This is a genomic window from Corallococcus sp. M7, from assembly GCF_054512695.1.
This window is the reverse complement of sequence record NZ_CM137252.1, coordinates 7,423,690-7,436,620: the sequence shown is the minus strand read 5'-3', so window position 1 is coordinate 7,436,620 and position 12,931 is coordinate 7,423,690. Positions and strand designations below refer to the sequence as shown.

Sequence of the window (12,931 nt, the reverse complement as noted above, 5' to 3'; positions counted from 1 at the left end):
GGGCCCGGGAGGGATTCCGGGCCCCGGTGTTTCATCAGGCTCAAGGACAGCCGGAGCTGACCTCGAGCGCGTCATAGGCCATCCAGCCGTTGCGGCGGGTGCCGGTGGCGGCGATGACGTAGCCGTAGATGAACTTCATGGTGCCGGACTGCTGGCGGTAGCGCCCCGCGCTGTCCAGCACCCAGAGCGGGATGTCGATGGAGGGGGCGCCCGAGTTCGTCGGCACGTCCAGGCGCTGGAACTTCGTGCCCGCGGGGAAGTGGTCCACCGCGACGCCGCCCAGGCCGAAGCCCGGCACGTTGAAGGTGAGGTTCGCCGAGCGCAGGCCGTTGGCCCGCACGAGCGGCAGGTAGTCCCCCGCGCGCTCGTTGGACGACGTCGTGTCGTAGACCACCTTCTTCACCTCGAGCGCCGGGTCGTGCCAGTTGCGCACGGCGTAGCACGCCATCTTGCTCAGCCCGGAGCTCAGCGCGGAGACGTGGCCGACCTTCTCCTGGAAGGAGGTGAGGCCCAGGATGGCGGACATGGGCAGCCAGCCGGAGCTGGAGTTGGACGTCGACGTCGCGAAGGCGTGCAGCTCGCCGGCGAACGTGCGCGTCTGGCCGTAGTTGAAGAGGGAGCGCGTCCGCGTGGACGTGCCCACCACGGTGCCGTTGCCGTCGCGGATGGGCACGCCCGTGGTGATGCCCCAGGAGTCGTCATCGTCCGGGTCGTTGGTCTGCACGCGGTTGCCGCCGGAGGGCCGCAGCTTGCAGTTGTACGGGCTCTCCTCGCACACCGTCCCGTTCACGCCGGAGAAGGCCGCCTGCCGCGTGGTGGCCAGGTCCTCCGCCGCGACCGTTTCACCCTCGAAGGCCTCGCCGCCACAGGCGACGGAGGCGAGCACCGCCGTACACAACACTGGCTTTCTGAAGTTCATGATAAAAATGGAAATCTGATTTTGCAGGTTTTGTCAAATGACACGGCGGTGCCAATGCCGGGTGGGCGGCATGGCCGGGATGCGTCGCGCACGCGCAGTGCGTTCAGCGATTGTTCCGGGCAGGAAACGCCACGGCGTGGAGGTGTTCCGGCAGCCGTTGTCGCTGCCAGGCGCGTTCCCGGGCGGTGGCTTCAGCGGCGTCGGTGATTTCGGCCACGCCATGGGCGGCGGCGGTGGCCGCGAAGGTGGCGGCCTGTGACGCGTGGCTCGCGACGTGGGCGGTGGCGGCGGCGTGTCCAGCGGCGCGGGCCGCGGCGCATGCGGCGGCGTGCGTGGTGGCATCCGAGGCAGCGGCGTGCGCGGCGATGGCGGCCGCGTGTACGTCGGTGATCAGCAGTTCTCCCCGTTGCCACGCGCGTGCTGTCTCGATGGCACGACGGGGGCGGTGGTCCTCCGGGAACCTCTGCTCGAAGAAGGGGAGGACTCGCTCGGCGCAGTCCGCGGCCCAACGGGCCAGGCACTCATGGTCGGACCTGTCGAGCTCCATGCGCCGCTCCTCCCCGCGTCACACTGCTTGCGTATTCACTGTCATTCCGGCCTCTCAGGTCAATGTGTGGCTAGACTGCCTCCCATGGTCAGGGACGCGTGGTGGCTCGCGGTGCTGGTGGGATGGCTGGCGATGCCGGCGACCGGGTGGGCCTGTTCATGTCTCTTTCCCACGCAGGGACTTGTCAGCACGCTGACGGAGGCGCGGGACCAGGCCGGATTCATCTACCTGGGTCGGGTCCGTGATTCGAAGGACCGGTCCGAAGGCTTCGCCATCGTCGACGTCCTGGAGGTGTTCAAGGGAAGCGTCAAGGCAGGTGATGTCTTGAGGCTCCCCTATGGTTGGTCAGGAGACTGCATCCTGAACCTGCCTCCAGGCCAGACGTGGTTGCTCTATGCCGGCGACACCCGCCCGGAGGAGGTCTGGATGTGCTCGCGAAGCCGGCCCGTGCAAGGGGATGACAGCGAGCTGACCTGGCTTCGCAAGGGCGTCCTTCCGCCGGTGCCCGTGGCGCTCCAGCGTGAGACCGCGAGTTGCAAGGCGTGTGACATCGAGGCGGTGGGCGGTCGTCTGGTGACTCCTCCGGAGAGGCCTCCCGCCACGCCTGTTGCTCATTCGGAAGCGGAGGCGCTGTGGAAGAGGGGCCAACCGTTCTTCACGGCCGATTCCGTGGCGCAGTTGTTGATGTTCGGGGTGTCGGGGGAGGGCCGCGCGTTCGAGTTGACCGAAGTCCCCGGGTCGTCCGGAGTGCGGATGGCTTGCGAACGGCGGGTCCAGCTCCGCTGGTGCAAACGATTGGAGCTCCGTCCGAGGACGCCACGGTCTTCTGCCTTCCACTGTGTCGACCCTGGCGAGCCACAGGAGGTTTGCGACGAGCGTCGGAGCCGGAAGTCGGAGTGGCTTCCGATGGAGCGCCTGCCGGCCAGGGCATGCGATTGGTTCAATCCCTCCGCGCCCGTGTGTGAGTTGGCCGAGGGCCGCTTCCCCTTTCCCGCGGGCGCCCCGCCGTTGCCTGTCCTCGCCTGCCATCCCCGGACACCGGGAGCCCTCTCCGGTATCTACACCTGTGAGGTGAAGACGGCGCCGGAGCCTGTACCGCCCGAGCCGTGAGCCTTCAACGCTCCGTCTCTTCGTCCGCGTCCAGCAGGCCATGCTTGCGGAGCTTGTCGTGCAGCGTGGCGCGGCCGATGCCCAGCGCCTTCGCGGCCTCCGTGCGCTGGCCCTTGGACGCCGCGAGCGCCGCGAGGATGAGCTCGCGCTCGTGCGCATCCAGCTTCTCGCGCAGGGTGGTGCCGGTGTTGGACGGTGCTTGGGGCGTGGGTGCGCTGGCGCCCCCGGGCAACAGCTCCAGGTCCAGGGTCCCGTCGGCGGACAGCACCACGGCGCTCTCCAGGGTGTTCTCCAGCTCGCGCACGTTGCCGGGCCAGGGATGGGCCGTGAGGCGCTCCAGGAGGGCGGGCGTCAGGGCCACAGGCGGCATGTGGAAGCGCTCGGTGTGGCGGGCGAGGAAGTGCCTCGCGAGCGCGGCGATGTCCTCCGGGCGGCTTCGCAGCGGGGGCACCTGGAGCGTCACGACCTTGAGGCGGTAGTAGAGGTCCTCGCGGAAGCGGCCCTCCGCCACGCGCTGGGGCAGGTCGCGGTGGGTGGCGGCCAGGACGCGGACATCCACCGGGAAGGGGCGGTCCTCGCCCACGGGGCGCACTTCGCCCTCCTGCAGGACGCGCAGGAGCTTGGCCTGGAGGGGTAGGGCGAGTTCTCCCACTTCGTCCAGGAGCAGGGTGCCACCCGAGGCTTCGCGAAAGAGGCCGGGCCGGGCCCTCACGGCGCCGGTGAACGCGCCCTTCGAATGGCCGAAGAGCTCCGCCTCCGCGAGCTCCGGCGTGAGGGCGGCGCAGTTGAAGCGCACATAGGGCTTGTCCGCGCGCGGAGAGGCGCGCACCAGGGCCTCGGCGACGCGCTCCTTGCCGGTGCCGCTCTCGCCTGTGATCAGCACGGTGACGTCGCGAGGCCCCACGCGCTGGATGAGCAGGGCCAGCCGCGCCATCGACGGTGACACGAAGACCAGCGAGCGCAGCAGGTTCACCTCGCCGGACAGCCGCTCGTTCTCCGCCTCCAGGCGGACCATCCCGAGCGCCCGGCGCACCACGGCCAGCACGTCGTCCACGTCGAAGGGTTTGCGGAAGTAATCCAGCGCGCCCAGCTTCATGGCCTCCACGGCGTGGCGTTCCGAACCGTGCGCGGTGATGAGGATGACGCGGGGAGCATTCGGCCGCGCGGCGACGCGGCGGAGCAGCTCCATGCCATCCAAGCGCGGCATGCGCAGGTCGCTGAGCACCAGGTCCACAGGCGGTTCCTGGTCCAGGCGCGCGAGCGCGGCCTCGCCGTCCACGGCTTCCTCCACGGTGAGCCCGTCATCCTCCAGCAAGCCGCGCAGCGTGTAGCGCACGCCCGCGTCGTCATCCGCAACCAGAACTCGGGCCTTCATGACAGGGCCTCCGTTCGCGGCGCTTCGACTGACTGATGCACGGTCAGAAAGCTCAGCTCCTCCACCAGCACTCGGGCCTTCATGACAGGGCCTCCGTTCGCGGCGCTTCGACTGGCCGAGGCGCGGCGGGGAGGCTCAACTCCGCCACGCAGCCTCCGCCCTCTCGGGCGCGCAGGCTCAACTCTCCGCCGTGCTGGCGCATCAGCGCTCGCGAGAGGGCCAGGCCCAGGCCGGAGCCGTGAGGCTTCGTGGTGATGCCCGGCTCGAAGACTCGCTCGCGCACCTCCGCCGCGAGCCCGGGACCCCGGTCGCGCACCTCCACACGGCCGTCACCTTCTGGCGTCCTCCAGGCCTGGAGCTCCACGGTGGTTCCCCGAGGCGCGGCATCCAGCGCGTTCTGCACCACGTCGATCAACACCTGCCGCACCTTGCGCGCGTCGCACCACGCCTCCACCGGGGGCCCCTCCGCGACCCGCAGCCCCACGCCCCGTTCTCCCGCCATGCCCTCGTGCAGCTCCGCCACCTGCCGGCACAGGCCATCCAGCGGCACGTGCGCTTCATTGAGGGGGAGCAACGGGCGGGAGAAGTTGAGGAATCCTTCGAGGATCTCCTGCATCCGGTCCACCTCCCGGCGCAGCACCGCGAGCCGCTCCGCGGGCCGGCCCTCCACCTCGCGGGCGATCATCGCGGCCAGGCCCTTCACGCTCGCCAGCGGGTTCTTCAACTCGTGCGCAATCTCTCCCGACAGCGTGGTGAGCGAGCGCACGCGCTCCTCATGGGCCTTCAGGGCTTCATCCCGCGCATCCAGCGCCGTGCGCACCATGCCTCGGAACGTGCGCCGCAGGTTCGTGCCGACGAAGTTCGTCCACAGGACGAGGAACCCCGTCACCGCGAGCATCGTCAGGAGCAGCGCGTTGTTGTGCCCCGCGCGCGGGCCTCCACCGAAGAGCGGGGGCACCAGGTCCTCCACCTTGCCCGTCAGCGTCACCGCCGCCTGCACGCCCACCAGCGCGAGCAGGTAGCCCGCCCACCTGCGGGCCCGCGCGGGCGGGAAGAGGATGGCCGTGGCCAGCGACACCGGCAGCACCAGCGGAATGAGCGGGCTCTCCAGTCCTCCCAGCGCCAGGTTCACCACCGTGAACAGGGGGAACGCCACCAGCGGCAACATCCTGCCCGACTCATGGGACACCACGGGCTGACGCCGCCACGTCGCGACGACCCCCAGCCCCGCCAGCACGAACCCCAACGCGAGCGCCACGCACCCACGGCGCCACGCGGCCGTGTCGCCGATGAGCCCCAGCGACCCCATCACCACCGGCAGGGGACTCAGGAACGTCAGCACCCGCGTCACCTGCCGGAACATCCGCGAGAACGCCTCGCGTTGAACCTGCTCGATTCCGGCGGCCGTGGGCTGGGTTGGGGAATGCAAGGCGCGTCCTCCTGGACCGTGGGCGCTACCCTATGCCCAAGCAAGGCGGATGCCCCAGCCCGTGTGCCCTGGAGCCCCGTCCTCCAGGCCCCCTTCGAGTTCGGGGACCCGGCGCCCGGCGTCGGAAATCCGAACAGGGAAGGGCCTGCCCCCGGGGGCTCCCCTGGCGTTCAGTGCTGGCACGTCCAGTGCTCAAGGTGACGCCAGGACACGGGTTCAGGACCTGCCCGTGAGCCAGACGCGGACCCCCAGGCCGGGCAGGCGTAGCGTGGCCCCGCCGCGCTCGGGGGGCGCTCCAATCGCGGCGAGGCCGCGCCAGGAGGCACGGGTGTCGGGACCGGGCAGGAAGAGGAAACACTCGAAGCGGGGCATCGTCGCGGGGGCGGTGCTGGTCGCCGTCATCATCAGCGGCATCCTGTGGCTGCGGCGGCCGGCCCCGGAACCGCCGCCGCGCTTCACCGGCTACGTCGTCAGCGACAACGTCTATCTGTCCTCGCCGGTGGCCGGCATGGTGGCGTCCGTGGCGGTGGTGCGCGGACAGCGCGTGGAGGTGGGCACGCCGCTGTTCCGCATGGAGCCCACGTCGCTGACGGCGCGGGCCGACCAGGCGCGGGCGCAGGTGGGGCAGATCGAAGCGCAGTTGCTCGCGCGCCAGTCGGATGTGGCCCGCGCGCGTGCCTCGCTCGCCGCGGCGCAGGCGGAGGCGGACCGCGCGGACGCGGAGCTTGCCCGGCTCGTCGCCGTCCAGAAGGCCATCGAGGGCGCGGTGACGCCCCAGCAACTGGACCTGCTGCGCGCCACGGCGACGCGCGCCCATGCCCAGCGCGACGCGGCCCGCACGGACGTGGCGGCGGCGGGCGCGCAGTTGGAGGTCGTCCGCGCCCAGCTCGCCAGCGGACGCGCGGGCGTCACCGCCGCGGAGCAACAGGTCGTGGAGCTGGCGCCCGTGTCCCCCGTGGTGGGCCGCGTGGAGGACGTCCTCTTCCAGCAGGGCGAGTGGGCCATGCCCAACGCCCCCGTCGTCAGCATCATCCCGGACGCGAAGCTGAAGGTGCGCTTCTACGTGCCGCAGGGGAGGGTGGCGTCCTTCCCGCCGGGCACCGACGTGGCCATCGCCTGCGACGGCTGCGACACCGGGATGACCGCGCGCGTGGACTTCGTCGCCTCCCGGCCGGAGTACACGCCGCCCATCATCTACAGCCTGGAGACGCGGCAGAAGCTGGTGTTCCTGCTGGAGGCGGTGCCCTCCGCGCCCACGCGCCTGTTGCCCGGGCAGCCCATCGACGTGACACCGCTGAAGCAGGCACCCGTGGAGGCGGACCGATGAACGAGCGGGCCATCGACGTGCGCGGGCTCAACAAGTCCTTTGGCGACCGGCACGTCGTGCGGGACGTCTCCATCGCCGTGGACGCCGGACGCATCACCGGCTTCCTGGGCCCCAACGGCTCCGGCAAGACGACGACGCTGCGCCTCCTGTGTGGACTGCTCACGCCCGACAGCGGCGAGGGCACCGTGCTGGGCCTGGACTTCCGCGCCCGGGGCGACGCCATCAAGCGCCAGACGGGCTACATGACGCAGAAGTTCTCCCTCTACGAGGACATGACGCTGGAGGAGAACCTGGCGTTCGTCGCGCGCGTCCACGGCCTGGACCAGCGGCGCGAGCGGGTGGAGGACACGCTCCACCGGCTGGGCCTCTTCGACCGTCGCAATCAGCTCGCGGGCGCGCTCTCCGGCGGCTGGAAGCAGCGGCTGGCCCTGGCCGCCGCGACGCTGCACGAGCCCCGCCTGCTGCTCCTGGACGAGCCCACCGCGGGCGTGGACCCCAAGGCCCGCCGTGAGTTCTGGGACGAAATCCACACGCTCGCCGCGGGCGGGCTCACGGTGCTGGTGTCCACGCACTACATGGACGAGGCGGAGCGCTGCCACGACATTGGCTACATCCTCTATGGGCGCCTCATCGCGCGGGGCACGGCGGACGCGCTCATCCGCGACTCCGGGCTGGTGACGTTCCTGGGCGAGGGGCCGGGCATCGACCGCGCGGCGCACCTGCTGGCCCAGGCGGACGGCGTGCTCAGCGCCTCCGCGTTCGGCGCCGCCGTGCACGTCAGCGGGCTGAAGCGCGAAGCCCTGGAGGCAGCGCTCGGCCCCTGGCGCAAGGAGCCCTACCGGTGGAGCGAGGTGACGCCCTCCCTGGAGGACGTCTTCATCCAGCTCATGGGTCGCGAGCGCGACGAACGGTACTCGTCATGACGGGCTCGTTTCCGCGCATCCTGGCCGTGCTGCTCAAGGAGTTCACGCAGCTGCGGCGCGACCGCATCACGTACGCGATGATCCTCCTCATGCCGGTGATGCAGCTGCTCATCTTCGGCTACGCCATCAACATGGACCCCCGGCACCTGCCCGCCGCGGTGCTGTCCCACGACACCAGCACCCTGGCGAACTCCGTCGTGGCCGCGCTGGAGCGCACCGGCTACGTGGACGTGCGCTACCTGCCGCGCTCCGACGAGGAGTTGGATCAGCTCATCCGCCGGGGACAGGTGATGCTCGGCATCACCATCCCTCCGGACTTCACCCGGCGAGTGCTCAAGGGGGAGCGCGCTCAAATTCTGGCGGAGGCGGACGCGTCCGACCCGCAGGCCGCCGCGGGCGCGCTCGCCGCGGTGAGCGTGCTGCCCGCGGAGGCGCTGCGCAATGAGCGCATCGGACTGGGGCAGCCCCGGTCCACCGCGCCCGCCTTCGAGGTGGTGGTGCACCGGCGCTACAACCCGGAGAGCCGCTCGCCGTTCCACATCGTGCCGGGCCTCCTGGGCATCATCCTGTCCATGACGCTGGTGATGATGACCGCCATGGCCGTCACCCGTGAGCGCGAGCGGGGCACCATGGAGACGCTCCTGTCCACGCCAGCCACCCCGGCGGAGATCATGGTGGGCAAGCTCACGCCCTACGTCGTCGTGGGGCTGGTGCAGACCGTCGTCGTCCTGGGCATGGCGCGCGGATTGTTCTCGGTGCCCATGGCGCGCACGCCCGCGGGATGGCTGGCCCTGGTGTGCGGCATCGTGCTGTTCATCGTGGGCAACCTGTCCCTGGGCTACCTCATCTCCACCGTGGCGCGCAGCCAGTTGCAGGCGATGCAGATGTCCATGTTCTACATGCTGCCGTCCATCTTCCTCTCCGGCTTCGCCTTCCCCTTCCTGGGGCTGCCGCCGTGGGCGCGGGTGCTGGGCGAAATCATCCCCGTCACCCACTTCCTGCGCATCGTCCGGGGCGCGCTGCTCAAGGATCAGGTGCTCGCGGACATGGGGAACGACCTGCTCGCGTTGGGACTTTTCGTGCTCGCCGTGGCCGGAGCGGCACTCGCGAGGTCACGCACGACATTGGATTGATTGACGCCGCACGTCGAGCATGACGCAGCCGCGAAAGTGGGGGCTTGTACGGGCGGACGATCCAAACGGACCGCTGTTTGCAACCTTACTTCCGCACCGGAGCCACGTTTCACGTGGTTTCACGTGGTTTCGCGGGGGGTCGGCCCCGCGTCCGGTCTGGAGATGCCCATGTCCCGTGACGACTTCTTCGCGGTAGGTGCGGTGCGGACTTCGCGCCTGCTCGTGGCCCTGTTCGTAACGTCCTTCGCAGCCGGCTGTGGGGACGATGATGATGACTGCGTGCCCAGGACGTGCGAGTCGCAGGGCTTCAACTGCGGCGATTCGGCGGACGGCTGTGGCGGCACGCTCAACTGCGGCACCTGCGGGGCGCCCTCCACCTGTGGCGGTGGCGGCGAGGACAACGTCTGCGGCTGCCCCGACATCAAGACGGCGTGCAGCCCCGGGAACGAGTGCGGGACCGAACCGGATAACTGTGGTGGCACCGTCTCCTGCGGCACCTGCGCGGCGCCGGAGGTGTGCGGTGGGCGCGGCGTGGCGCAGACCTGCGGCATCCCCGCGGAGGCGCGCGAGTGCAGCGACGGCTGGTGCTGGGAGTATCCGCTGCCCCATGGCTACAGCTTCAAGGGCGCGCACTTCAGCGCGGCCAATGACGGCTGGGCCGTGGGCGAGGACGGCTTCATCCAGCACTGGGATGGAACGCGCTGGACGCGCGTGGGCAGCGGGACGCTGAACACCCTGCGCGACGTGCACGCCCTCTCCGCGACGGACGTGTGGACGGTGGGCGCGGGTGGCACCGTGCTTCACTCCACGACGGGCAGTGCCTTCTCCGCCGTGAGCTCCGGCACGACGCGCGACCTGAACTCCGTGTGGGCCTCCGGGCCGGGGAACATCTGGGCCGTGGGCGCGGGCGGCACCGTGCGGCGCGACCAGGGCAGCGGCTTCCTGGGCGTGGACGCGGCCACGACGAAGGACCTCAACGGCGTGTGGGGCAGCGGGCCCGCGGACGTCTGGATGGTGGGGCAGTCCGGGACGCTGCGCCGGTATGACGGCAACGCGGTCTCCGGCATCGACGCGGGCACCACGGACATCGACTTCCACGAGGTGACGGGCACCGGCCCGAACGACGTCTGGACGGTCGCCTCGGATGACCCCTGCATCTTCTGCGACGACTTCGGCCAGGTGTTCCGCACCACGCCCGCGGGCATCGAGCAGTCCCTGCGCTCGTCGGATCAGCTCTTCTACGTGTACGCCGCGTCGCCCTCGCTGGTGCTGTCGGGAGGCGAGGACTTCGGCTACGTCTACAACGGCACGAAGTGGACGGACACGGACGAGGACGCCGTGGGGCCCATCGCCGGCAGCGGGCCTGACAACGTCTGGTCCTTCGGTTCGGGTGGGCAGGTGCAGAAGTGGAGCGGGCAGGCGTGGACCTCCCAGGCGCCGCTGCGCACCTTGAGCGTGGCGCGGGCCATCCATGGCACGGGGCCGTCGGACGTCTGGGCCGTGGGTTCCCCGGGCCGCGTGCTGCACTGGAACGGCGGCGGATGGATCGAGCCGCAGCTGGACTTCTCCTCCGCCGACAGCGTGTCGGGCGTCTACGCGGCCTCGCCGGCCGACGTCTGGGTGACGTCCTCGTTCCATGACCGCGTCTACCGGTTCGACGGGGCCCGCTTCATCACGCAGTACCAGTCGGAGAGCTCGCTGGCCCTGAATGCCATCCACGGCTCGTCCGCAGCGGACATCTGGACGGTGGGCGAGTCCGGCCAGGCCATCCACTTCGACGGCACCGCCTGGACGCGCAAGCCCGCGGAGAGCAAGGAGGCGCTCCAGGCCGTCTGGGTGCAGGGGCCCTCGCTGGCCATCGCGGTGGGCGACGCCGGCACCATCCTGCGCTGGGATGGCGCCGCCTGGAGCGCGATGAGCTCCGGCACCAACAAGGGCCTGAAGGCCGTGTGGGGCAGCGGTCCCACCGACGTCTGGGCCGCGGGCGCGGACGGCACGCTGCTGCGCTACAACGGCTCGCTCTGGCTCCCCATGGCCAGCGGCACCACGTCCCAGCTCAACGGGCTGATGGGACGCTCCGCCACCGAGGTCTGGGCGGTGGGTGACAACGGCACGCTGCTGCGCTTCGACGGCGGCAAGTGGACCGCGGAGACCACCGGCACCCGCCGCGTCCTGCGGGCCGTGTGGGCGCCGTCCTCGTCGGAGCTGTGGATGGTGGGCGACACGGCCGTCCTGCACAAACCCTGACACCGGCCCTTCCGCGCGGACTCCCATTCCGGTCCCGCCCTGTAGATTGGGGCGGGACACGTCCGGAAGGAGCGCGCATGGGCTGCTGTCACTACCCCGCCGTGAAGGAAGGCTGCGACAGCGCCTTCACGGTGGACACCTCCCGCATCACCTTCGGGCCGGGCTGTCTCTCCGAGGTGGGCGACCGGGCGCGGGCGCTCGGGATGAAGCGGGTGGCGCTGTTCTCCGATGCTCGCGTGGCGCGGCTGCCGCACTTCGAGAAGGTGCGCCAGTCGCTGCTCGCGGCGGGGTTGGACGTCGTCGTCTTCACGGACGTGCACGTAGAGCCCACGGACGCGTCCTTCCAGGAGGCGGCCCGCTTCGCCTCCGAGGCCCGGCCGGATGGCTACGTGTCGCTGGGCGGCGGCTCGGTCATCGACACCTGCAAGGCGGCGAACCTCTACGCCACGCACCCGGCGGACTTCCTGGCCTACGTGAACGCGCCGGTGGGGGAGGGCAGAGCGGTGCCCGGGCCCCTCAAGCCGCACATCGCGTGCCCCACCACGTCCGGGACGGGCAGTGAGGTGACGGGCATCACCATCTTCGACCTGCTGTCGCTGTCCGCGAAGACGGGCATCGCGTCACCGGCGCTGCGGCCCACGGAGGCCCTCATCGACCCGGACTGCACCGCGACCCTGCCCGGTGAGGTGGTCGCGGCCAGCGGGCTGGACGTGCTGTCCCACGCGCTGGAGTCCTATACGGCGCGGCCCTTCGTCCACCGGCCCGCCCCGGCGCGTCCCAGCCTCCGGCCCATGAGCCAGGGCGCCAACCCCTGGAGCGACCTGGGCTGCCGCGAGGCCTTGCGGCTGATGGGCCTGTACCTGGAGCGGGGCGTGAAGGACGCCGGGGACACGGAGGCGCGCGAGCAGCTCATGTGGGCGGCCACGCTCGCGGGCATCGCGTTCGGGAACGCGGGCGTGCACGCGCCGCATGGCATGGCCTACGCGGTGGCGGGGCGCGTGCGCGACTTCCGTCCCTCCGGCTACCCCCAGGAGGAACCGCTGGTGCCGCACGGCCTGGCCGTCATCGTCAACGCGCCGGCGGTGTTCCGCTACACGGCGTCCGCGAACCCCGAGCGCCACCTGGAGGCCGCGGGCTTCCTGGGCGCGGACGTGCGCGGCGCGGACAGCGGGGACGCGGGCGAGGTCCTGGCGGGCCGCGTGGTCCAGCTCATGCGCGCGGTGGGCGTGCCCAACGGCCTCTCGGGGGTGGGCTATACGGTGGAGGACGTGGACGCGCTCACGGAGGGCGCCTTCCCGCAGCAGCGCCTGCTCCAGAACGCGCCCCGGGAGATGACCCGGCCCGTCCTCACGCAACTGTTCCGTCAGGCGCTGCGCTACTGGTAACCCGAACCTGGAGGGCTTCTCCCGTGTCCGACGCAGAGACGGCCGACCGCTACCGCTTCTTCCTGCCCATCACCACGCGGTGGATGGACAACGACGTGTACGGCCACATCAACAACGTCACCTACTACAGCTACTTCGACACGGTCGCGAACCACTACCTCATCCACGAGGGCGGCCTGGACATCCACACGGGCGAGGTCATCGGGCTGGTGGTGGAGTCGAAGTGCGCCTACCGCGCCCCGCTCGCGTATCCGGACCGCCTGCGCGCGGGCCTGCGCGTGGACAGGCTGGGAAACCGCTCGGTCACCTACGGCATCGCCATCTTCAAGGAGGGCGACGAGCAGGCGGCGGCGCACGGCCACTTCGTGCACGTCTTCGTGGACCGGCGGACGCGAAGGGCCGTGGCCATGCCCGACCGGCTGCGTGACGCGCTGGCGAGGATCACCGCGGCGCCACGCGAGCAGGCCTGAGCGCGTGACGCCGCAGGGGCTCCCGGGCGACCGGGGAGCCCCCGCCGCGCCGTGTCCCGAGCACGG

General features: G+C 70.9%; 10 protein-coding genes. 6 read left to right on the top strand and 4 right to left on the bottom strand.

Features of this window, described 5'->3' with window-relative positions; all coding sequences use genetic code 11:
- Positions 1–40: 40 nt before the first annotated feature.
- The 4 genes from ACX114_RS29655 to ACX114_RS29640 all read right to left on the bottom strand — a co-directional run bounded on the left by ACX114_RS29655 (position 41) and on the right by ACX114_RS29640 (position 5,380).
- The gene (locus ACX114_RS29655) at positions 41–919 is read right to left on the bottom strand and encodes a hypothetical protein (protein WP_459290056.1); all 879 of its coding nucleotides are present in this window, start codon (positions 917–919) and stop codon (positions 41–43) included.
- Positions 920–1,022: 103 nt separating this feature from the next.
- On the bottom strand, positions 1,023–1,466 hold the full coding sequence (locus tag ACX114_RS29650) for a putative immunity protein (protein WP_459290054.1): 444 nt from the start codon (positions 1,464–1,466) through the stop codon (positions 1,023–1,025).
- A 1,114-nt stretch (positions 1,467–2,580) separates the two neighbouring features.
- Entirely contained in the window at positions 2,581–3,951 is a 1,371-nt protein-coding gene (locus ACX114_RS29645) for a sigma-54-dependent transcriptional regulator (RefSeq protein ID WP_459290052.1), read from the bottom strand.
- A 79-nt stretch (positions 3,952–4,030) separates the two neighbouring features.
- Entirely contained in the window at positions 4,031–5,380 is a 1,350-nt protein-coding gene (locus ACX114_RS29640) for a sensor histidine kinase (protein ID WP_459290050.1), read from the bottom strand.
- Between the two features lie 328 nt (positions 5,381–5,708).
- Between ACX114_RS29640 and ACX114_RS29635 the strand changes: the two genes are divergently transcribed.
- From ACX114_RS29635 to ACX114_RS29610, 6 genes are all read left to right on the top strand, one after another.
- Positions 5,709–6,707: an HlyD family secretion protein gene (locus ACX114_RS29635; protein WP_459290049.1), complete on the top strand. Its 999-nt coding sequence runs from the start codon at positions 5,709–5,711 to the stop codon at positions 6,705–6,707.
- Positions 6,704–7,630 carry an ABC transporter ATP-binding protein gene (locus ACX114_RS29630; RefSeq protein WP_459290047.1) on the top strand — a complete coding sequence of 309 codons (927 nt, stop codon included), beginning with the start codon at positions 6,704–6,706 and terminating at the stop codon, positions 7,628–7,630. The genes ACX114_RS29635 and ACX114_RS29630 overlap by 4 nt, the downstream gene beginning before the upstream one ends.
- Positions 7,627–8,763: an ABC transporter permease gene (locus tag ACX114_RS29625; RefSeq protein WP_459290045.1), complete on the top strand. Its 1,137-nt coding sequence runs from the start codon at positions 7,627–7,629 to the stop codon at positions 8,761–8,763. Before ACX114_RS29630 ends, ACX114_RS29625 begins: the two co-directional genes overlap by 4 nt.
- Before the next feature lie 168 nt (positions 8,764–8,931).
- Complete coding sequence (locus tag ACX114_RS29620; RefSeq protein WP_459290043.1) at positions 8,932–11,010, top strand: hypothetical protein; 2,079 nt, start codon at positions 8,932–8,934, stop codon at positions 11,008–11,010.
- 77 nt (positions 11,011–11,087) lie between these two features.
- On the top strand, positions 11,088–12,395 hold the full coding sequence (locus ACX114_RS29615; RefSeq protein ID WP_459290041.1) for a hydroxyacid-oxoacid transhydrogenase: 1,308 nt from the start codon (positions 11,088–11,090) through the stop codon (positions 12,393–12,395).
- Between the two features lie 23 nt (positions 12,396–12,418).
- Positions 12,419–12,865 carry an acyl-CoA thioesterase gene (locus ACX114_RS29610; protein ID WP_459290039.1) on the top strand — a complete coding sequence of 149 codons (447 nt, stop codon included), beginning with the start codon at positions 12,419–12,421 and terminating at the stop codon, positions 12,863–12,865.
- The last annotated feature ends 66 nt before the right edge of the window (positions 12,866–12,931 follow it).